Here is a 19,291-nt window from a genome sequence, read left to right on the forward strand (position 1 = left end):
CGGGAACATCCCGTCGGGATTGACGGATCTCGAGCGGCGTCGAGAACCTTACCAAAGTCCCCCAGCCCCGCCGCAGCGCATTGCGTATTCCCTGCATTTTCCTTCGTGGCACGCGCTGTGCAGCACTTGCACGGTGAGCTGGCAGGGAAGCAGCTCCAGGTCACTCAGGCCGTTCACAGGGAGGCCGTCGCGCGCGGACAAGGTCTCGGAGGGAGGGCTGCACGATGCTCCGACCGACTCTTTCAGCGTTGCTCGCTCTGCTCCTGGCGACCCCACCGGTTCTCGCCGCTCCAGTGGCACAAGGCCAAGGTGTGACCTTCAACCAGGTGGACTTCGCCTACACCCTGGCGACCATCCCGAATTCCGACTGGGGGACCGCCACCGTCGACGTCGCGGCACTCGCCAGTGCCACCGGCATTTCCGGCGGTTTCCTGAATGTCCACTCCAGCTTCGGGTGGGTCATACAGAACCTTCCCGTCGACCCGAGCTCCGGATACTCCACGATCGGCACGAGTTTCAACCTCGGAACGTCCGGGTCGATCGTCACGCGGGTGCTCAACCTGAGCGTTGAATACACGGCGAGCCCGATCTCATTGTTCTCCGGGAACGTGACGAATCCCTTCGCCTTGCCACCCACCAACGATGTCGTCGCCGCCGAAGGCTACGGGGCCGGCAGCGTCACCAATCCGGGTGCCCCACCTCCGGTCAGGACCCTCGCGTTTCCAGGCGCCTCGACCGAGCTCAACTGGCAACCCGGCCATCCAAACGTCCAGACCGCCGATGACCAGTGCGCGCCGATGGCGGTCGCAAACAGTCTTGCCTGGCTCAATACGGCGCATCCGGGTTCGCTCCGGCTCGACCCCCACGTGATGGGGCTGGGGCCGGACGGGTCGCTCGTCGGGCAGCTCGAGACCGACATGGGACGCACGTTTCGCAACAGGCGGGATGGCGATGGCATCGGGGCGGACTCGATCCTCGAGGGCAAGTTCGAGTACCTCGACCGCAACAAGCCGTTGCGGAGCCTGGTCACGAAGCACTTCGATCCAGGGAAGGACGAGATCGTCGGCGACTTCACCCGACACAAGCGAACGTCGGCGGACAGGACGACGGCCGGTGATACCGTGGCTGATCTCGTCAAGTTCATCTGCTCGGAGATCAAGGCGGGGGAGGATGTCGAGCTCGGCTATCTCTTCGACGGTGGGGGCGGGCACTTCGTGGATCTGACCGGCTGCGGGTTCATCCTGGGGATCCCGTACGTGACGTTCGTCGAGGACGCCGATCAGACCAACGATACCCGAGGGCTCCGCCACTGGTTCTCGCTGCTCGTCGACACCGACGGGGACGGTCGGATCAACTTCGATGGAAGGAATCACGAAGTGTCCTTCGTCATCTCCGAATCGATACCGCAGCCGAGGGCCCTGGCCCTCCTCGGTTTCGGTCTGGTTCTTCTCTGGGTCCTCGGCCGCCGGCGCCGGCCGGGCGTGCCACGGGGTGACGAGGCCTGATGCTGGTGCTCGGGGGCAGGCTCTCTTCCCGAGAGCCTCGCTCCCCGTAGGGCGGACCGGCGGTGCGGCCCGGAGGGACCATGGCGATCTCAGCCCGACGCCCATGAGGGCCGTGGTTCTTCGGGCCCCGCCGGAGAAACGGTCGACGATGGGCCGGCACGGGCCTGGGCGGTGGCTGGGCATCACGGTCGCCATTGTCGCCGCACTGTGGGGCGGGAACGCCTCGGCGCCCGCGGCGGAGGTGCCGGGGCGGACGACCTACCTGGCGATGTTCCTCGAACCGTCGGATGTTCCTCCCGGCATGCGGCGGATCCAGGATTCCCGCGACAAGGGGCCGCGCGCTGGCGACCTCGCGTACGCGAAACACGGTGGGGAGCAAGCCGGCCTGGCGATCTGGATGGGGGCACCCGGGACCGCCGTATGGCGGCTCGCCGATATCCGCTGGCTCTTCGCCACGGACACCGGTGCGGCCGCGTATCACCGCGCGACCCTCGGCGTGAACTCCGAGGGGTACCCCGAGGTCCCGAGCGCCCCGAAGGTCGGCAGCGAATGCCGGGTCTTCGGAGGGACACGCTTCGAGCCCGCGCTGAGCCGGAACCTGACGCAGTACTTCTACATCTTTCGCGTGGGTCGCGCCGTGGTCAAGCTTCACGTGGCTCAAGGGCCTGCGGTCGAGGGCGTGATGCTCACGCCTGGACTGGTCAAGCCGATCGCCGACAAGGCCGCGGCACGGATCCGGGGCAGGCTGAAGTAGCTGCCGTCAGCCAGGCACCCCGGCCCCCTCACCTCACCGCGGCTCCTTGGCCTTGAGCTCGCCCTCGTGCTCGCGGACGAAGGCGCGGATGTCGTCGGCCATGGCCAGGAGCTTCTCCCACTGCTCCTTGTAGAGGGTGACGGGGAACCGGCCGAGGCCGTAGACGGACACGCCGCCCTTGCCGCTCACGCGGAGAGAGACACCACGCGTGGTGCGGGCCTTGAGGGTTTCGTTCTCCTTGCGGAGCCGTTCGAGCTCGGCCTGCAGGTCTTCCTGGTCTGCCATCGTCGCCTCCGTGGATGCGCCCTCGGACGCATCGGTGTCATCGTGAATGCGGTCGCCGGAGAGTGTCGCATAGAATGTCCTGTGCGACAGACGGAATGGGCGTCCTCCTGAGCCGACCGATTCGGTGGTCAGGAGAGGCCGGTGCGGCAGGTGCCTCGACGCGCCGCCCAGGGCGGGTCCCCCGGCCGCGTATCGGCCCTTGACGGTGCCGTGGTCCTCCGGTTAGCTTTGCGGTCAGTCAGGCGAACTCTCCCGGAAAGCGAGGAGGAGTTCGTGTGCGCCGTGGTGTCGGCCGCGGGGGGGCATGGGGGGTGATCCCTGCGAGGGCCGGGGTTCCCGGCGACGCTGTCTTGCGGGCCCCCCGCAGCACAGCAGGCCTGCTTCCGACAGGGGCGCATGCCGCCGGCCGGCTGGGCGCCTCCGAGGCAGGCGTTCTGACTCCCACGCTCGCTCGCGGTGGTCGGTGCCCCTCGATCGTCACGCCGCCTGCGCCGGCGGGCGGAAGATCGATGCCCGCCCGCGGCCGCGCCGCAGAACGACGGCGGCGAACCGAGGCGGATCCGCTGAGGAAGCGCCGGTCCTCGCCGAGCCGGGAGGCCAACAGGGCCGAGGAGGTGAGACGATGAGGTGCGGTGGGACGTTGCTTCTCTCCATGCTCCTGCTGGCGGGCCCGGCGCCAGCCGCGGCCGACGAGGTAGTGATCCGCGTGTTCGGCGACAAGACCGCCCACAACGCCATCGCTCCCGGCATTCAGGCCTTCAACGAGCGCTTCAAGGGCAAGTACCGCGCCGAGGTCGAGACCATCGCCCAGACCACCGCGGTGCTCGACCGAGAGGTGGCCCAGTTCATCGCGGGGACGGCGACGTACGACGTCGTGAGCCTGAACAACTACTGGGTGCCGGAGGTGGCCCGGTACCTGGAGCCCCTCGGCCCCGCGCTCCGGAGGGCGGGCATCGATCCGGTCTCGACCTTTGGGCCCGGCGTGATGCGCGACGTCACCTACCGTGACTCGGTGGTTGCGCTGCCGTACCGGCTGAACCTCGACGTGCTCTTCTACCGGAAGGATGTCCTGGACGAGGCGGGGCTTCGAATCCCCGCAACGCTCGACGAGTACCTGGCGGCCGCCCGCAAGCTCACGCGCAAGTCCGGGGGGACGACGGTCTACGGCACCGGCATCAAGACGCCGGAGCCCCTGTGGACTGTCATCGCCTTTGCCGGGCACTTCATGCTGCCGAACGGTGGCCGCCTCATCACCGCCGACCGCAAACATGCCCACCCGAGCCTGAAATCGGCCCTGGCGGTGAAGGTCCTCCAGTTGCTACGTACGCTCACCCAAGAGGGGCTCACGCCGAACCCGCTCTCCCTGACCTTCCAAGACAACGTCGTGCTGTTCCAGCAGGGGCGCATGGCGATGAACGGGGAGAACTTCACGCGGGCCGTCCAGCTCGAGGACCCCTTGAAGTCCAAGGCCGCCGGGAAGATGGCTTACGCGCCCATGCCCAGCCAGAAGCTCGGCCCAGACCCGCCGGTCTACTACGGCAGCGCGTGGACCTACGCGATCGACAAGAACAGCAAGGTGAAGGACGCGGCCTGGGAATATATCCGGTTCATCACGAGCCCGGAGATCCAGAAGCTGAACGCGGCGAAGACCGGCAACGGGGCGACGTCGCCGAGCGTGTATGACGATCCCGCCGTGGTCCGGGCCAACCCGGCCGCGCGGGCCGTGAGGGCCGCGCTGGAAACGGGCTACACGCACCCGTTCCCTGTACCGCAGCTCACCCAGCTCCAGCAAATCGTCCACGAGGAGGTCCAGCAGGTCATTCTCGGCCGGAAATCCCCGGAGGCGGGTGCCGCCGCGATGTTCGAACGCGTCGACCGGGCCCTTCAGTGATGCCGGGCGCGGCCGGCCACCCCGAGCCGGCCAGGGCGACTGGGTGATGTCAGGCGCCGCGGTCGAGTGGGTTCCCGAACCCGCGCGCCGGACGCCGGTCGCCCACACGAGCGAGGTGCTCGTCGTGGGGGGCGGACCCGCCGGCGTGTGCGCGGCCATCGGTGCCGCGCGCATGGGTGTGCGCACGCTGCTGGTCGAGCGTGACGGCTTCCTGGGAGGCAGCGCCACCGGGGGTATGGTGGCCAGCTTCATGGGGTTTTACTGGCACGAGCACCGCGTCACCGGGGGCCTCGCCTTCGAGATCACCCACCGGCTCATCGAGGCGGGCGGCGCCACCGGGTTCACGCCGTACCTCATCGCGGAAGCGAGCGACCATCCCATCGAGGGTCGGACCTTCCCATTCGATCCCGAGATCCTCAAGATCGTCCTCGACAGGATGGTCGAGGAGGCCGGGGTCAAGGTCCTCAGCCACAGCCGGGTGGTGGAGCCGCTCGTCGAGGAGGGCCGCGTGGGGGGCGTGATCGTCGAGGGACGCTCCCAGCGGAAGGCCATCCGTGGCCGCGTGGTGGTCGACGCCAGCGGCGACGGCCTCGTGGCGCACAAATCGGGTGCCGAGCTCGAAAACAAGGCCCAGGATCCCAGGAGCCGCCAGCCCATGACCTTGATGGTGCGGGTCATGGATGTGGATGTTCCGCGCTTCCGCGCGCTGCCCCGGGAGGAGAAGCAGCGGCTGGTGAACCTGGGCATCGAGCGGGGTGAGCTATTCTTCAAGAGCCTCGCGCTCGTCAGCTCGCCGGCCGGGCACGATGGTTTCCTCCTGATGACGCGGGTGACCGGGCGCGACGGGAGCGACGAGGAAGACCTCACGGCCGCGGAGGCGGAAGGCCGGCGCCAGGCCCTCTCGGTGATCGGCTACCTGAGGCGGGAAGTCGCCGGCTTCGAGCGGTGCCGGCTCGTCGCGCTCGCGCCATGGATCGGGATCCGTGAGACCTGGCGGGTGATGGGGGACTACGTCCTGACGAAGGAGGACGTCCTGAGTGGCCGCCAGTTCCCTGACGCGATCGCGCAGGGCGGGGGCCCGATGGACGTCCACCACGCCACGGGAGCCGACCTCACGCTCGTGGTGCCCCCCGCCCCGTTTTCGACGCCGTACCGCTGCCTCCTGCCGAGCGGTGTCGAAGGCTTGCTGGTGGCCGGACGGTGCGTGTCGGCCACCCGCGAGGCGATGGGCGCCCTCCGACACATGGGGTCGGCCATGGCGCTCGGGCACGCTGCCGGCGTGGCCGCGGCGCTCGCCGGCCAGGCGACGGTTCCACCGCGGCGCGTCGATACGGATGAGCTTCGCGCAGTGCTACGTGCCCAGGATGCGATCGTCGACTCACCGCTCGGCGACGCCGCCGCCGGGACGGCCGGGGGCACCCGCTAGGCGTGGGGCCTCCGCCCCCTCTTGGCCGGGTCGTGGCACCAGCACGGACGTCGGCGTCGACCACCGGGCAGATGCTCCGCGCGCTGTCCCCCTACGCGTGGTCGGCACCGGTCCTCCTGACCATGGGGGCGGTGCTCGTCGGCCCCTGGGCCTACAGCCTCGACCTGAGCTTCTACTCGTGGAGCCCGCTCCGCGAAGCGCCTCCGCGCTTCGTCGGGGTCGCGAACTACCTGGCCACCCTCGCCGATCCGCTGTTCCAGCAGGCCCTCGCGACGACGCTCACCCTCGTTGTCGCGGCGGTGGCGCTGGAGTTCGTCCTGGGCTTCGGGGCCGCGCTCCTCCTCATGCTGCCGGTGCGCGGGAAGCCGTTCTTCCAGACCGTCTTCCTGATCCCGATGATGATCACCCCCGCCGTGGTCGGCCTCGTCTGGCGCGTCCTCCTCCACGACGAGCTGGGCCTGGTCAACTGGGCCCTGCGGAGCCTCGGGCTCCCGGCCGTCGGCTGGCTGTCCGACCCGAGCGTCACCTTGCTCACCATCCTCTTGATCGAGGTGTGGCAGCACACGCCGTTCGTGATCCTAGTCCTCGGCGCGGGCCTCGCCACCGTGCCCACCGAATTGATCGAGGCCGCGCGCGTCGACGGTGCCGCGCCGCGCCAGGTCCTCCGCCACATCATGATCCCGTGGCTCTCGGCGATAATCGTCGTCGTCCTCCTGTTCCGCATGATCTTCGTCCTGAGAACCTTCGATACGATCTACGCCCTGTTCCGCTCTGGCGGGCCCGCCCAGGCGGGGACGACGATCGGCGTGTACCTGTACGAAACGCTGCGGGTGCACTGGAACCTGGGACAGGCTTCGGCGGTGTCCTACCTGATCCTGCTCCTCACGGTGCTCGCCAGTGCCGGATTTGCGCTCCGGACGTGGCGCCGGGCGGCAGCTTGATGCGCCTCCATCCACTGGCGCACGCCGCCGTCCTGGGGACCCTCTGCGCGTTCACCGCCTTCGGCCTCTTCCCGATCGTCTGGATCGTGCTGACCTCGCTGAAGCCGCCGATCGACACTTTCGCGGTGCCCCCGGTATTCCTCTTCCGTCCCACCATCGAGTCCTACGCCCAGCTCTTCGGAGGCGGCCGGCAGCTCAGCGAGCTGGGCCTGTTCCTCCGCAACAGCCTGGTCATCGCTGGCCTGAGCACCGTCTGGGCGGTCGTGGCAGCGAGCCTCTCGGCCTACTCGCTGGCCCGCCTGCGCTTCCGGGGCCGCGGGCTCCTGGGGTTCCTGATCATCGCCACCCGCATGCTCCCACCCATCGCCACCGCCATCCCGACGTTTCTTCTCCTCAATCGCCTTGGGCTCCTGGACACTCATCTGGGGCTGATCGCGGTGTACTCGGCGATCAACATCCCGTTCGCCGTGTGGATGCTGCGCGGGTACATGGACGACATCCCGATCGAGCTCGAGGAGGCAGCGGCCATCGATGGATGCACTCGCCTGGCGAGCCTGGCTCGCATCGTTCTGCCCCTGGTGGCCCCGGGCCTGGCCGCCACCACCGTGTACACGTTCCTCCTCGCCTGGAACGAGTTCGCGCTGGCGCTGTTCCTCACCGCGCGACACGCGGCGACGATGCCGATCTTCATCCTGAACTTCGTCACGGACGACGGCGTGCAGTGGGGGCCCATGTCGGCGGCGGCCACCGTGATGATGGCCCTGCCGGTGCTGTTCGTGCTCGTGGCCCGACGATACGTGGTCCGCGGCCTCCTGACCGGCGCATTGAAGGGGTAACAGGGGGCGGAGCCATCATCAGCGGGCTCTCCGGGGATCGGGCCCGCGGGCGGCCGCCGGCGGCCGACGCCGGCTGCGTGCCGTGGACCTGACATGAGGTCCGGACTCGAGCGGGGTGGCGCGTGCGAACCCGGCGCCCCGAGGATCGCTCCCAGTGCTCCCACCGACGCCCATGGCACAGCGTGGGGACGGAGGTCGCCGCGCGCGACCTCACGCCGCACAGGGCCAGTTCCTCCGGCCGCGCCCCGAGGAGGAGCGCTTCATCACCGCCGCGTTCATCGGCGCCCTGACGACCACGGGGACGGCCGACGAGCTCGTCGAGCGCGTGCGCGGGCGCGCCGCCTCCGGCTACGAGCAGCGCGCCAGCTGCCTCGCTCCCGGGCGCGAGGACGCGAGCGAGGCGTGGGCGCTCGGGCGGGCCGGCGTCTGAGGTCGAGCGCCGCGCCCACGGCGCCCGGCCACTCCGAGCATCAGCCGGCTGCCCGAGACGGCCGCCAGCATCACCTGAGGCCGAGAAGATTGAACGCGGGCACCGGCTTGAGGAAACCCTTGAGGGTGAGGTCCCCCAGGGCGTCCGCCAGGACCAGGTCATCCACCGTGGCCAGGAGCCGGCGCGAGATCAGGATCTGTCCCGGCTTCGCCTCGCCGCACAGCCGGGCGGCCAGGTTCGTCACGGTCCCGATGGCGCCGTAGTCCCATCGCCCCTCGAAGCCGATGGCGCCGATCGTCGCGTAGCCCTGCGCGATGCCGATGCCGAGGTCGAGCTCGTAGCCGCGGCGGCGCCAGCCCGCGATCATCTCGGCGACGCGCTCGCGCATTGCGAGGGCCATGCGCACCGCGCGCTCGCCTGGGTTCGGCACCGGCACGGGGTCGTTGAAGAAGATCATCATGCCGTCACCGGTGAACCGCTCCAGGGTGCCCTCGTGCGCCAGGATGAGCCGCCCCATCTCGGCGTGATACTCGCGGAGGACGCCCATGACCTCCTCGGGCTCGGCCGTCTCCGCGAAGGCCGTGAACCCGCGGAGGTCGAGGAAGGTCACCGCCACCTCGCGGCGGTGCGTCCGCAGCGGGTCTTCAGCGCCGCCCGCCACGATCAGCTCGGCGAGCTGGGGGGAAAAGAAGCGCTTCAGGCGGCCCAGTCGCTCGAGCTGGGTCACCTGGGCGGCGACGCGCTCCTCCAGCGTCGCGTTGAGCGCGGCCAGGGCTTCGCTCTTCTCCCGGATCTCGTGGAAGAGGCGCACCCCCTCGATGGCGATGACGGCCTGATCGGCGAACGTCTCGAGGAGCTGGATCTGCCGGTCGGTGAACGGCGTGGGCTCGCGGCGCGCGACGCTGACGGCGCCGACGGGAACACCCCCGCGGCTCATCGGCACCGAGAGGAAGCTCCGGTAGCCGACTTCTCGCGCGAGCGGCATCAAGGCGTAGCTCGGGTCCCCGGCGACGTCGGCGATATGGACCACCTGCCGATCGAGGATCGCCCGCCCGGTCATGCTGTCCCGGCTCGCCCGTGCGGGGAAGACGCGGCGGATCGCCTCGAGCTGCTCGGGCGCCAAGCCGTCGTGGGCGCTGAACTGGATCGTCTCGCCCTCGAGCCGGAAGAGGGCGCTGAACACTCCTTCGCAGAGCCGGTTCGCGCTGCGGGCGATCGCGTCGAGGACGGGCTGGAGGTTCCCCGGAGACTCGCTGATGACCCGCAGGATCTGCGCGGTGGCGACCTGCTGCTCGAAGGCGGCGCGGAGCTCCTGGCTGGGCTCCTCGACCTGCTCCGCGCGCGCGTTGGCCAAGCGTGGTGCCGGTCGGTCCGCGGCCATACGCGGAGCGTAAACGAGGATCTCGCGTCTCGCAAGCGCGGGGGGGCGGGCGCACGCGGCCTGAACACCCGCATCGCGGACGACCCCTCATCCGATCGCGGATGCCCGGGGTCGAGCGGAATATCCATGCAGATGCTACTTCGGTGCCCCGCGGTCTTCCACTTAACCACATGGTTAAGTATAGAGGCCCGCTCGACTCGACCTTCGCGGCCCTCGCCGACCCCACCCGGCGGGCGATCCTGGAGCGCCTCGCGCGGGGAGAGGCTCCCGTCACCGAGCTGGCCGCGCCCTTCGAGATGTCGCTGCCCGCTATCTCGAAGCATCTCCCCGAGCGCGCCCCTCCGCGACGATCACGACAAGGGCTGGAACGGCTGCCTTGATCGGCTGGCTGCGAGTCTCTGAGTCGCGCGGTCAAGGCAACGAGCGTACCCTCGAGGGCCAAGGAGGGTCCGAGCATGGCGAACCCATTCGTGCACGTGGAGCTGCAGACGCAGGATCCTGCCAAGGCGAGAGGTTTCTACAAGGGGCTGTTCAGCTGGGAGCTTCAGGACGTCCCCGGCATGGACTACACCATGATCAACGTGGGGCCGGGCACCGGAGGCGGGATCATGAAGAATCCCATGCCCGGCACGCCGTCGCACTGGCTGGCGTATGTCCAGGTGGACGACGTGACGACGTCGACCGCGAAGGCCAAGTCTCTCGGCGCCACCGTGGTCATGGACAAGACCGAGGTCCCGGGCTTCGGCTGGTTCAGCATGATCCAGGATCCGACCGGCGCGGTGCTCGGTCTGTGGCAACCGCGCGCGAAGGCGTGAGCCGCCCGCCAACACCTCAACGCGTTCCAGGAAGCACGATCAGGAAGCGCCCGCGGTCGTCATCGTCTTCGAAGGTCGGCCGGCGGCCGTTGCCCCGCGCGGCGACGGGGTCGATGCCGCCCGGGAGCTGGGGTCGGAGCGGCCGGGCCACGCGCCCACGCTGCCGCTCCGACCTCCGAGGGCTCAAGTGCGTCTGCTACGGCGCGCCTTCGACCGCTACTTCTTCATCGCGGCCATGCGGCGGTTCAACTCCTCCATGCTCACGTCTTCCTTGTGGGTGGAGAGATGCCAGCTGTGGCCGAAGGGATCCTTGAGGGTGCCGGAGCGGTCCCCGTAGAACTGGTCCGTCACCGGCCGCACCTCGGTGCCGCCCGCCGCAATCGCTTGCTTGAACTGCGCATCCACGTCCTCCACATAGATCATGATGCTGATCGGCGAGCCGCCGTAGTGCTCGGGACTCCGCGCGTCCATCTCGGGGTGCTCGTCGGCCAGCATGATCACCGAATCGCCGATCTTGATCTCGGCGTGCCCGATGCGATCGTTGGGTGCCGGGACGCGCATCAGCTCCTTCGCGTCGAAAGCCCTCTTGTAGTAGTCGATCGCGCGGGCGGCGCCGTCGACGATCAGGTACGGCGTGGCCGAGTGGTACCCGTCGGGAATCGGCTTCACCTTGGCGCTCTTGCTCGCCGGTGTCTTGGCTGCCGCGGCCTTGGTCACCATGGGTCCCTCCTTGTCGAACGAGATGTCACGGCTTCACCGGCCACCCTACACCCACGCCCGCGGGCGTGCCACTTCAGAGCCGGAGCTCCTCATCTCATTCGGCTCCACTTGCTTCGTCGCGGGACCGCGGGATGATGGTCGCGGCGATGGCGGCCGCGTGATGGCCAGCGCGGTCTGGACCGCTCCCCTGCTGGCTGAGCCCGACGGGCGCGAGGGCGTGGTATGATGCCCGCCGTCATGCGCGTCCTCGTGATCGGCGGCACCGAGTTCATCAGCCTCCACCTCGTGCGCGCGCTCCTGGGCCGCGGTCACGAGGTCGCCGTGCTCAACCGCGGCCGCCGCGCGGAGCGACTGCCCGCCGGGGTCAGGACCATCGTCGCCGACCGGAAGGATCATGCGGCACTCCGCGCGGCCCTCGCGGGCGAGACGTTCGGCGGCGTGGTGGACGTCGCCTATGCCCCGACCCTGGGGGAGGACGTGGTGGCACTGCTCGACGCGCTCCGGGGCCAGCCGCACGTCCTCTTCGTCTCCACGGCGCGCGTCTACGACCACAGCTTGTCCATCCCCTACTCCGAGACCACGCCGCGGGGGCTCTACTGGGGTGAGTACGCGCGTCACAAGATCGCCGGCGAGAACGCCCTCCTCGAGCGCCACAGACGGGACGGGCTCCCCGTCACCATCGTCCGCCCCACGCATGTCCTCGGCCCGCTCAACACGCGCCACAACGAGACGTTCTTCATGGACCGGATCCACCGGGGACGCCCCGTGCTGGTCCCGGGGCACGGGGGCTGGCTCAGACAGTTCGGCCACGTGGAGGACCTGGCCGACGCCCTGGCGGCCATGCTGGGCGATGCGCGCACTCACGGCCAAGCCTACAACATCATGGGTGAGGAGACCATCACCCAGGTGGGGTTCGTGGAGCTGATCGCGGAGGTGATGGGACGCCCCGTGACCTTCCGCCACTTCGATCCGGCGTGCCTCAAGGGCTGGGACAGGCCGGGCCCGGTGTTCGGCCAGAACCTCGTCTACGATTGCCACGCCGTCCACACCACCCACAAGCTCAGGCTCGATCTCGGCATCCGCCCACGCTACACGCTCCGGTCAGGACTGGCGCAGACGTGGGACTGGTACCGTGCGACGGGCCTGGTGGAGCGGGAGGGGGACTTCGCCTTCGAGGACCGCCTCCTCGCCACGCTCGGGGCGTGACCGCGCCCACCATCCTCGTTAGGAAGATCGGCTGCGAGAGCTCCCGCTTCTGCTCGCCGTGACTCTCGGCTGGGGGTGCCTGGGCCCCGTGGCCAGCCTCCATTCGCCGCGCCCGGGGGAGCCCGTCAGGACCGTGTACGTGGTGGGGCATGGCTGGCACGCGGGGCTGGTCGTCGCGCGGGCGGACATCCCGGACGAGGCCTGGCCCGAGCACCGGGACTTTCCCCCGGCGCGCTGGCTCGAAGTCGGCTGGGGCGACCGGGCCTTCTACCAGTCGCCGGGGGCCGGCGTCGGGCTCGCGCTGGACGCCATCTTCCGCTCGGCCGGCAGCGTGCTCCACATCGCGGGTTTCGATGCGCCTCCGGCCGCGTACTTCCCGGGCGCCGAGATCGTCACGATCGGGCTCTCGCCCCGCGGGCTCGAGGCGCTGGCGCGGTTCGTCCAGGCCAGCTACGCGCACGATGCCGCCGGTCGCCCGCTCGCGCTCGGCCCGGGACTCTACCCGCTGAGCCGGTTCTACGGGGCGGTGGGGTCCTATCATCTCCTCAACACCTGCAACAACTGGACGGCGGCCGCCCTGCGCGCGGCGGGCTGCCCCATCACGCCCGCCTACGCGGTGACGGCGGGCAATCTCCTGCTCCAGGCCACGGCCTGCGGCGGCTGACCGGCTGGGCCCATCCCGGGGCGCCGCCGGTCAACGACGCCCTGATGGCCAAGGAAAATCTGGTCCTGGCCGGGGACCTCCTCGACGAGACCCGAAGTCGCTCCGCGTGCGGGAATCGCGCCGCGGGGTCCACCGTGGCAGAACGCCTCATGCTTGCAGCCAGCAGGACGGGCAAATGGGGCCGCCGTTCGAGATCGCCTCGAACCCGTGACGCAAATAATCCAGTCGGCGCGCGCGTCTGATCGACAGGAGGTCCACGAGAATGCTGCAAAGTGGAAGACTCGCACGCGTCGCCCGGATACTCGCCCTTGCGGGCAGTATGGCCGCCGTAGCCGCTGGCTGTGTGCTGGTTCCCGCCCCGGTCCCGGTGGTTGGCCCGCCGGTGGTGGTTGCGCCTCGACCCGTCGTCGTCGTGCCAGCGCCGGGATACGGCCACTACGGATACGGCCGGCACGGATACGGCCGGTACCGCCACGACGGCTACGAACGCCGCTGGTAGCCGGGGCATCGCGGAGGGGGCGCCCGGGAACCGGATCTCTGCCCGGGGGCCGGGCGGTCCGGGGTCGCCCAGGCTGCGCCGGCACGGCTCGCGACGTTCCGGCCGCCGCGCCACTCGGGAGAGATCGTCCACGAAGTGGGCGGCGCCCGTGACGAACCGTCGGTCTCGCTTGCGGCGGGGCGAAGCCCTCCTTTGATATGTTCTCTCAGTGAGCTTCGAATACGACGCGAGCGGAATTCACCGAGTGTACGAGACGGCCCTCGGGCTGAGCACCGAGGGGCGTGCCTCTTGGGCTGGGCCAGCGCCACGAGACCGCAAGGCGACCGTACACTCGCACCCTGAGCGACTACGTGGATCGGATCGGCCAGCGCGCGCTCACCAGCACCGGCCCGATCCACTCCAGGACCTCGCGGACGGCCTGGTGGAACTCGCACTCGCCCGGGTTGCGTCGCAGGACTTCCTGGTAGATTGCCTCGATCTTCTCGTCGAGATGCATCGTCACCCTTCCTCTTGTTCTCGGCACGTCGTCGAGAGGTCCCTGGGGCGCTCGCAGCAATTCCTTCTCGTCTCGATCCGCCATGTGATGACCGCCGGACGACATTGCCCGACACCTGTTGTTACCGCACCACCCACAGGAGCGTCAAGGCCGATGATGCCTCGAGTCCACGACTGGCTCCTGCTCCTGCTCCCGCTCTCCTGCCGGCTGAGCCCGACCGCCGCAGGGGCATGGTATGATGCCCGCCGTCGTGCGCATCCTCGTGATCGGCGGCACCGAGTTCATCGCGGCGGGCCTGGTGGAGCGCGAGGGGGGCCTCGCCTTCGAGGACCGCCTCCTCGCCACGCTCGGGGCGTGACCGCGCCCACCATCCTCGTCTACCACCCGGAAGAGGCGGAGGCCTATGCGCGCCTCATCCGGCTGCCTCGGCGCCGGCTGACGGTTGTCGCCTGCTCCACGCCGGCGGAGGCGGAGTCGGTCATCGCCGAGGCCGAGATCCTCTACGGCTGGGCGGTGCCGGTGAACCTCCTGGCCAGGGCTGCGCGGCTCCGCTGGATCCAGTGCATGGGCGCGGGCGTGGAGCGCTTCCTGGTTCCCGAGCTGTCGGCGGACGTGGTCATCACCCGGGCCGCCGGGATCTTCGGGCCGTGGATGGCGGAGTACGCTCTGGGCTGGAGCCTCTGGGTCACCCAAAGGGTGGAGGCCTTCCGCCAGCACCAGCGTGAGCGCCGCTGGCTCGACGAGCCCCCGCGCCGGCTCCACGGCGCCACCCTCTGCATCGTCGGCCTTGGCGACATCGGGCGCGCCATCGCCCGCGCGGCCCGGGCCTTCGGCATGACGGTGATCGGCGTGACCCGGACCGGGCGCCGCGTGCGCGAGGCGAGCGCCGTCTACCGGACCGGTGCCATGCGCCGGGCGCTGGCGCGGGCCGACTTCGTGGTGGTGACCGTGCCGCTGACGGAGGGGACTCGCGGCCTCGTCGGCCCGCGGGAGATCGCCGCCATGAAGCCCTCGGCGTGGCTCATCAACATCGCCCGCGGCGCGGTCGTCGACGAGGGGCCGCTCGTGCAGGCGCTGAGCGAGCACCGGATCGCCGGGGCCATCCTCGACGTCTTCGAGCGCGAGCCGCTGCCGCCGGAGCACCCGCTGTGGCGCCTCCACAACGCGGTGATCACGCCGCACATCTCGGGCCCCAGCACGCCCGACGAGATCGCGGCGATCTTCAACGACAACCTCCGCCGCTACCTGTCGCGCCGCCCCCTCCGCCACGTCGTCGACCGAGCACGCGGGTACTGACCCCGCGGCGCGGTTCCGGCGGCCCCGGAGGTCAGCCGGCGCCGAGACGGCCCACGAGCCAGCGCGCGGTGCGGAGCAGCTGCGCGTCCCCGTGCCGGGGCCCGACGAGCTGCACGCCCAGCGGCAGGCCGCTGGCGCCCTGCATGAGCGGCACGCTGAGCGCCGGCATGCCGGACAGCGTCCACAGCGTGCAGAAGGCCGGGTCCCCCGTGGAGTCGAGGCCCGCGGGCGCGGTGCCGGCCGCAGCGGGAGTCAGGATGGCGTCATAGCGCTGAGCGAACAGCTCGCCGAAGCTCTCGTGGAGCGCCGGAATGCGGTCCAGGGCGCGGAGATAGTCGAGAGCCCGCACTTCCCGGCCGCGCGCCAGCCGGGCGCGCAGCACGGCGGACAGCGCGGCAGGGCCCTGGTCCCACTCCCGGCCGAGGTTCACCGCCATCTCGGCTTCCATGATGACCCGGTGCCACTCGGCGGCCTCCTCGGACGCGGCGGAGAGCTCGAGCTCCTCGACCCGGTCGCCGAGGTGCTGGGTCAGCTCCGCGAAGGCCTCCCTGGCATCGCCGTCGACGCGGTCCCAGCGGGGCGTCTTCACGAAGGCGAACATCGGCTCGAGCGGCGGCTCCTCGGCCGCCACCTCGCGATACGGGATCCGCGCGCGCGGGCGCGAATCGGGGTCACGCTCGTCGTGGCCCACGACCTGCTCGGCGAGGAGCGCGAGATCCTCGATCGTGCGCGCGAACAGCCCGACGTGATCGAGCGTCCGGGAGAGCCTGAACATCCCGTAGCGCGGGATCAGGCCATGCGTCGGCTTGAAGCCGTACACGCCGCAGAAGGCCGCGGGCCGGATCGTCGAGCCGCCGGTCTGGCTGCCGAGGGCGAGCGGCACCATGCCCGCCGCCACCGCGGCGGCCGAGCCGCTGGAGGACCCGCCGGGCGTGTGCGCGGGGTTGTGGGGGTTGCGCGTCTTGCCCGGCGCGCGGTTGGCGAACTCGGTCGTGACGGTCTTGCCCATGATCACCGCTCCCGCGGCGCGCAGCATCCCCACCACGGTGGCGTCGCGCGAGGGGGTGCGCCCGGCGTGGAGGGCGGAGCCGTTCTCGGTGGGCATGTCGCACCCCGTGGAGCGCCCCGGTGGGCCGCCCCTCGCCCCGCCATTCGTCGGCAGCACGCGCCTGCGCCAGCGCGTGCTCGGGATCGAGGAATGCCCACGCCTCGACCTGCGGATCCGTCTCGCGCACCCGCGCCAGGCACGCCGCGACCAGTTGCTCCGAGCTGATGGCGCCCTGGCGGATCAAGCGCGCCGCGTCCGAGGCCGAGAGCCCGTGGAGGTCTGTCCGGTCCATGGTCACTCCGCCGCCGGGCCGTCCGGGGGAGCCGGCCGCGCCGCGGCTCCCTCAGTTCCCGTACAGGAACTCCGGCAGCCAGAGCGTCATGCCCGGCCAGATATACATGAACGCGAGGCAGATGAGGACGATGACCATGTACGGCATCATCCCGGCAAAGATCTGGTTGAGCGTCACGTGCTTCGGCGAGACGCCCTTGAGGTAGAACGCGGACATCGCCACGGGGGGCGAGAGGAACGCGGCCTGGAGATTCACCGCCACCATGGTGCCGAAGAGGATCGGGTCGATCTGGAAGTGGGTGAGCAGCGGGATGAAGATCGGGCAGAAGATCACGATGATCTCCGTCCACTCCAGCGGCCAGCCCAGCAGGAAGATGATCGCCTGCGCCGTGATCATGAACCCCATCGGTGAGAGGTTCATGCCGAGCACCCAGCGCTCGATCAGGCCCTGGCCGCCGTGCAGGGCGAAGACGGCGGAGAAGAGCGCTGAGCCCACGAAGAGCCAGCACACCATCGCGGTGGTCTTGGCGGTGAGGAAGGTCGACTGCTGCAGGTTGACCCGGAGCTCGCGAGAGGTTCTGAGATTCCACAGCCCCGGCCCGACGGTGCCCGCCAGCGTCCCCCCGATGGAGGCCGCCACCAGCAACGAGACGACCTCCTCGCCCCGCCACCACCCGAGCGCGATCCCCACGAGCGCCCCGGCGAGGCTCCACCACAGGACCTGCCGCAGGAACTTCGCCATCACGGCGAGATACAGCGCCCCGAGCGCGCCGATGGCCGCCGACTCCGTCGCCGTCGTGATGCCGAAGAGGATCACCGCCAGCACCACGGCGGTGAGCACCCCGAGCGGCACCACGGAGGCCACCAGCTCCTTCAGGATCTCGAGCTGCTCGCCGTCCATGCGCCAGAAGTAGATGGCGAGCAGGAGCGCAGAGACCGCCGCGAGCCCCCAGAACCACGCGTGGAAGTGCGCCGGGATCTTGCCCCCCGACGATCGGCTCGCCGGGTCCGCCAGCGAGGTCATCTCCTCTGGCGGCCCCTCCGCCGTCGCCGGGGCATCAGCGGGCTCCGTCACGGATTCCGCCGCCCCCAGCTCCTGTGGCCTCTCCGGCTCGTCGGCGCGGGGCGCGGTGGTCGGCGGCGCAACGACGGCCGCGGCGCGCGGCGCGGGGGCCGTCGCCGTCGTCGCGGCCGCGGGCGCATTGTAGATGACGACGTACCACCAGGTGGCGCCGAAGGTGCCGACGGTGAGGGCCAGCGGCACCGACACCGCCAGCAGGTTCTTGACGATCGCGCCGTAGCCCACCCGCAGCCCGGCCGGCCGAAGCGCGGCGGCGACGAGGCCGCCGATCACCCGCCGGGAGGGGCCGCGCTCGAGACGCCGCAGCCACTCCGGCACCGCGACGCGGTACTGGTCCGGCGGCAGCTTGGGGGCGATCTTGGGGTTGATGATCGCCCAGCCGAGGATGTAGGCGAGGTAGAGCGCCGTGAGGAAGAAGCCGGGCAGCATCGCCGCCGCGTAGAGCTTCACGATCGACTGCCCGGCCACGGCCGCGTAGACGATCAGCATCACCGACGGCGGGATGAGGATGCCGAGCGTCCCGCCCGCCGTGATCGCGCCGGAGGCCAGGCGCACGTCGTAGCCGGCGTTCAGCATCGGCCGCATGGCGATGACGCCCATGAGCACCACGACGGCGCCGACGATGCCGGAGGCGATGCCCCAGAACGCGCACACCAGGAGGGTGGTCACCGCCAGCGACGCCGGCACCCGCCGGAAGGCGAGCTGCACGCTGTGGAACATCCGGTCCACGAGCGCCGCCCGCTCCATGACGTACCCCATGAACACGAACAGCGGGACCGAGAGCAGGGTGTCGTTCGTCATCACCCCGTACGTCCGCTGCACGATCAGGTCGAAGACCCTGTTGTCGTACCAGTGCTGGCCGGGGTTCCAGAACGCGAGGTAGCCGAAGACCATCCCCAGGCCCATCAGCGTGAAGGCGGTCGGGAAGCCCATCATGATGGCGACCACGATGAGACCCAGCATCGTCAGGCCGAGGGACGGGTCGCTCACGGGTTCTCGGGCTCCACGGCGCTGCGGTGACGCGCGGCCTCGTCGATGGCGTGCGCCCCCTCCATGGCGACCCGGCGCGACTCCTCGTCCACGTATTCGCTGTGCGAGAGCTGGGTGTCGATGACGTCGATCTCCTCGACGTCCTCGAGCCGCGGAGGCCAGGCGCCCGTGCGCAGGCACACGAGGCAGCGCACGATCTCGGCGAGCCCCTGGATGATGACCAGCACGCCCGCCACCGGGATCACCGTCTTGAAGTGGTAGACGGGCGGGCCCTCGGCCGTCACGGTCGAATGCTCTCCGATGCGCCAGGAGATGGCGGCGTAATCGTACCCCGCGTAGATGAGCCCGATGATGCCCGGGATGAAGAACAGGAAGAACAGCGCCAGGTCCAGCGCCGCCTGGCCGCGCGGCGGCAGGTAGATGTAGACGAAATCGGCGCGGACGTGCCCGGCCGCGGCCAGCGTGTAGGCGCCGCACATCATGAACAGCGTGCCGTACAGCATGTTGTTGAAGTCGAAGATCCAGGCCGTCGGCGCATTGAGGATGTAGCGCTTGAAGACCTCGATGGAGACCACGAACGTCAGGGCCACGATCAGCCACGCGAAGGTCTTGCCGGACCAGTAGCTGATCCGGTCGATGGCGTGAAGCAGGCGCCGGCCGTTCATGGGCACGGAAGAACGGTCAGCCAGCCGGGGGGCGCCGGCTGGCTGACCGGCCAGGGACAGGTCACCGGAGG

18 protein-coding genes and 1 pseudogene are annotated in these 19,291 nt (G+C 70.1%); 12 read left to right on the forward strand and 7 right to left on the reverse strand.

All coding sequences use genetic code 11. From position 1 onward, the window contains the following. The first annotated feature begins 311 nt into the window (after window positions 1-311). Together HYV93_16500 and HYV93_16505 are read left to right on the forward strand one after the other, a co-directional pair. Window positions 312-1,505: a hypothetical protein gene (locus HYV93_16500; GenBank protein ID MBI2527572.1), complete on the forward strand. Its 1,194-nt coding sequence runs from the start codon at window positions 312-314 to the stop codon at window positions 1,503-1,505. Window positions 1,506-1,653: 148 nt separating this feature from the next. Further along, a complete protein-coding gene (locus HYV93_16505) occupies window positions 1,654-2,259 on the forward strand; it encodes a hypothetical protein (GenBank protein ID MBI2527573.1) in 606 nt (201 codons plus the stop codon). A 33-nt stretch (window positions 2,260-2,292) separates the two neighbouring features. On the opposite strand, the gene HYV93_16510 is transcribed toward HYV93_16505, so the two are convergent. After that, window positions 2,293-2,544 carry a hypothetical protein gene (locus HYV93_16510; protein ID MBI2527574.1) on the reverse strand — a complete coding sequence of 84 codons (252 nt, stop codon included), beginning with the start codon at window positions 2,542-2,544 and terminating at the stop codon, window positions 2,293-2,295. A gap of 622 nt (window positions 2,545-3,166) precedes the next feature. Between HYV93_16510 and HYV93_16515 the strand changes: the two genes are divergently transcribed. The 5 genes from HYV93_16515 to HYV93_16535 all read left to right on the forward strand — a co-directional run bounded on the left by HYV93_16515 (window position 3,167) and on the right by HYV93_16535 (window position 8,068). After that, window positions 3,167-4,435, forward strand: coding sequence for an extracellular solute-binding protein (locus HYV93_16515; GenBank protein MBI2527575.1), 1,269 nt, complete (start codon window positions 3,167-3,169; stop codon window positions 4,433-4,435). Between the two features lie 46 nt (window positions 4,436-4,481). Beyond that, window positions 4,482-5,861 carry an FAD-dependent oxidoreductase gene (locus HYV93_16520; protein MBI2527576.1) on the forward strand — a complete coding sequence of 460 codons (1,380 nt, stop codon included), beginning with the start codon at window positions 4,482-4,484 and terminating at the stop codon, window positions 5,859-5,861. A 71-nt stretch (window positions 5,862-5,932) separates the two neighbouring features. Next, window positions 5,933-6,802, forward strand: coding sequence for a sugar ABC transporter permease (locus HYV93_16525; protein MBI2527577.1), 870 nt, complete (start codon window positions 5,933-5,935; stop codon window positions 6,800-6,802). After that, a complete protein-coding gene (locus HYV93_16530) occupies window positions 6,802-7,638 on the forward strand; it encodes a carbohydrate ABC transporter permease (protein MBI2527578.1) in 837 nt (278 codons plus the stop codon). The genes HYV93_16525 and HYV93_16530 overlap by 1 nt, the downstream gene beginning before the upstream one ends. A 154-nt stretch (window positions 7,639-7,792) precedes the next feature. Beyond that, a complete protein-coding gene (locus tag HYV93_16535) occupies window positions 7,793-8,068 on the forward strand; it encodes a hypothetical protein (GenBank protein ID MBI2527579.1) in 276 nt (91 codons plus the stop codon). A 70-nt stretch (window positions 8,069-8,138) separates the two neighbouring features. On the opposite strand, the gene HYV93_16540 is transcribed toward HYV93_16535, so the two are convergent. Beyond that, complete coding sequence (locus HYV93_16540; protein ID MBI2527580.1) at window positions 8,139-9,449, reverse strand: GAF domain-containing protein; 1,311 nt, start codon at window positions 9,447-9,449, stop codon at window positions 8,139-8,141. A 170-nt stretch (window positions 9,450-9,619) separates the two neighbouring features. Between HYV93_16540 and HYV93_16545 the strand changes: the two genes are divergently transcribed. Continuing rightward, on the forward strand, window positions 9,620-9,829 hold the full coding sequence (locus HYV93_16545; GenBank protein ID MBI2527581.1) for a winged helix-turn-helix transcriptional regulator: 210 nt from the start codon (window positions 9,620-9,622) through the stop codon (window positions 9,827-9,829). Between the two features lie 75 nt (window positions 9,830-9,904). After that, complete coding sequence (locus tag HYV93_16550; GenBank protein ID MBI2527582.1) at window positions 9,905-10,264, forward strand: VOC family protein; 360 nt, start codon at window positions 9,905-9,907, stop codon at window positions 10,262-10,264. Window positions 10,265-10,480: 216 nt separating this feature from the next. On the opposite strand, the gene HYV93_16555 is transcribed toward HYV93_16550, so the two are convergent. Then, a complete protein-coding gene (locus HYV93_16555; GenBank protein ID MBI2527583.1) occupies window positions 10,481-10,984 on the reverse strand; it encodes a VOC family protein in 504 nt (167 codons plus the stop codon). 237 nt (window positions 10,985-11,221) lie between these two features. On the opposite strand from HYV93_16555, the gene HYV93_16560 reads away from it, so the two are divergent. After that, the gene (locus tag HYV93_16560; protein MBI2527584.1) at window positions 11,222-12,190 is read left to right on the forward strand and encodes an NAD-dependent epimerase/dehydratase family protein; all 969 of its coding nucleotides are present in this window, start codon (window positions 11,222-11,224) and stop codon (window positions 12,188-12,190) included. A gap of 88 nt (window positions 12,191-12,278) precedes the next feature. Then, window positions 12,279-12,854, forward strand: a complete 576-nt coding sequence (locus HYV93_16565) for a DUF2459 domain-containing protein (protein ID MBI2527585.1) — start codon at window positions 12,279-12,281, stop codon at window positions 12,852-12,854. Window positions 12,855-13,699: 845 nt separating this feature from the next. On the opposite strand, the gene HYV93_16570 is transcribed toward HYV93_16565, so the two are convergent. Continuing rightward, window positions 13,700-13,855, reverse strand: a complete 156-nt coding sequence (locus HYV93_16570; protein MBI2527586.1) for a hypothetical protein — start codon at window positions 13,853-13,855, stop codon at window positions 13,700-13,702. 348 nt (window positions 13,856-14,203) lie between these two features. Between HYV93_16570 and HYV93_16575 the strand changes: the two genes are divergently transcribed. Further along, complete coding sequence (locus HYV93_16575; protein ID MBI2527587.1) at window positions 14,204-15,145, forward strand: D-2-hydroxyacid dehydrogenase; 942 nt, start codon at window positions 14,204-14,206, stop codon at window positions 15,143-15,145. A 31-nt stretch (window positions 15,146-15,176) separates the two neighbouring features. Here HYV93_16575 and HYV93_16580 read toward each other — a convergent pair. The 3 genes and pseudogenes from HYV93_16580 to HYV93_16590 form a co-directional block, all read right to left on the reverse strand. Next, window positions 15,177-16,485: pseudogene (locus tag HYV93_16580) on the reverse strand (amidase). A 51-nt stretch (window positions 16,486-16,536) separates the two neighbouring features. Then, window positions 16,537-18,555, reverse strand: coding sequence for a TRAP transporter large permease subunit (locus HYV93_16585; GenBank protein ID MBI2527588.1), 2,019 nt, complete (start codon window positions 18,553-18,555; stop codon window positions 16,537-16,539). Then, window positions 18,552-19,220, reverse strand: a complete 669-nt coding sequence (locus HYV93_16590; protein MBI2527589.1) for a TRAP transporter small permease subunit — start codon at window positions 19,218-19,220, stop codon at window positions 18,552-18,554. Before HYV93_16590 ends, HYV93_16585 begins: the two co-directional genes overlap by 4 nt. Window positions 19,221-19,291: the final 71 nt, after the last annotated feature.

It is taken from the genome of Candidatus Rokuibacteriota bacterium (genome assembly GCA_016188005.1).
Classification (GTDB): Bacteria; Methylomirabilota; Methylomirabilia; order Rokubacteriales; family CSP1-6; genus UBA12499.

What these genes read in the sequence shown, in the direction of transcription:
- HYV93_16505 (MBI2527573.1), top strand. Translation starts at nt 1,654, where the DNA reads ATGGGCCGGCACGGGCCTGGGCGGTGGCTGGGCATCACGGTCGCCATT.
- HYV93_16510 (MBI2527574.1), bottom strand. Translation starts at nt 2,544, where the DNA reads ATGGCAGACCAGGAAGACCTGCAGGCCGAGCTCGAACGGCTCCGCAAG.
- HYV93_16515 (MBI2527575.1), top strand. Translation starts at nt 3,167, where the DNA reads ATGAGGTGCGGTGGGACGTTGCTTCTCTCCATGCTCCTGCTGGCGGGC.
- HYV93_16520 (MBI2527576.1), top strand. Translation starts at nt 4,482, where the DNA reads ATGTCAGGCGCCGCGGTCGAGTGGGTTCCCGAACCCGCGCGCCGGACG.
- HYV93_16525 (MBI2527577.1), top strand. Translation starts at nt 5,933, where the DNA reads ATGCTCCGCGCGCTGTCCCCCTACGCGTGGTCGGCACCGGTCCTCCTG.
- HYV93_16530 (MBI2527578.1), top strand. Translation starts at nt 6,802, where the DNA reads ATGCGCCTCCATCCACTGGCGCACGCCGCCGTCCTGGGGACCCTCTGC.
- HYV93_16540 (MBI2527580.1), bottom strand. Translation starts at nt 9,449, where the DNA reads ATGGCCGCGGACCGACCGGCACCACGCTTGGCCAACGCGCGCGCGGAG.
- HYV93_16545 (MBI2527581.1), top strand. Translation starts at nt 9,620, where the DNA reads ATGGTTAAGTATAGAGGCCCGCTCGACTCGACCTTCGCGGCCCTCGCC.
- HYV93_16550 (MBI2527582.1), top strand. Translation starts at nt 9,905, where the DNA reads ATGGCGAACCCATTCGTGCACGTGGAGCTGCAGACGCAGGATCCTGCC.
- HYV93_16555 (MBI2527583.1), bottom strand. Translation starts at nt 10,984, where the DNA reads ATGGTGACCAAGGCCGCGGCAGCCAAGACACCGGCGAGCAAGAGCGCC.
- HYV93_16560 (MBI2527584.1), top strand. Translation starts at nt 11,222, where the DNA reads ATGCGCGTCCTCGTGATCGGCGGCACCGAGTTCATCAGCCTCCACCTC.
- HYV93_16590 (MBI2527589.1), bottom strand. Translation starts at nt 19,220, where the DNA reads ATGAACGGCCGGCGCCTGCTTCACGCCATCGACCGGATCAGCTACTGG.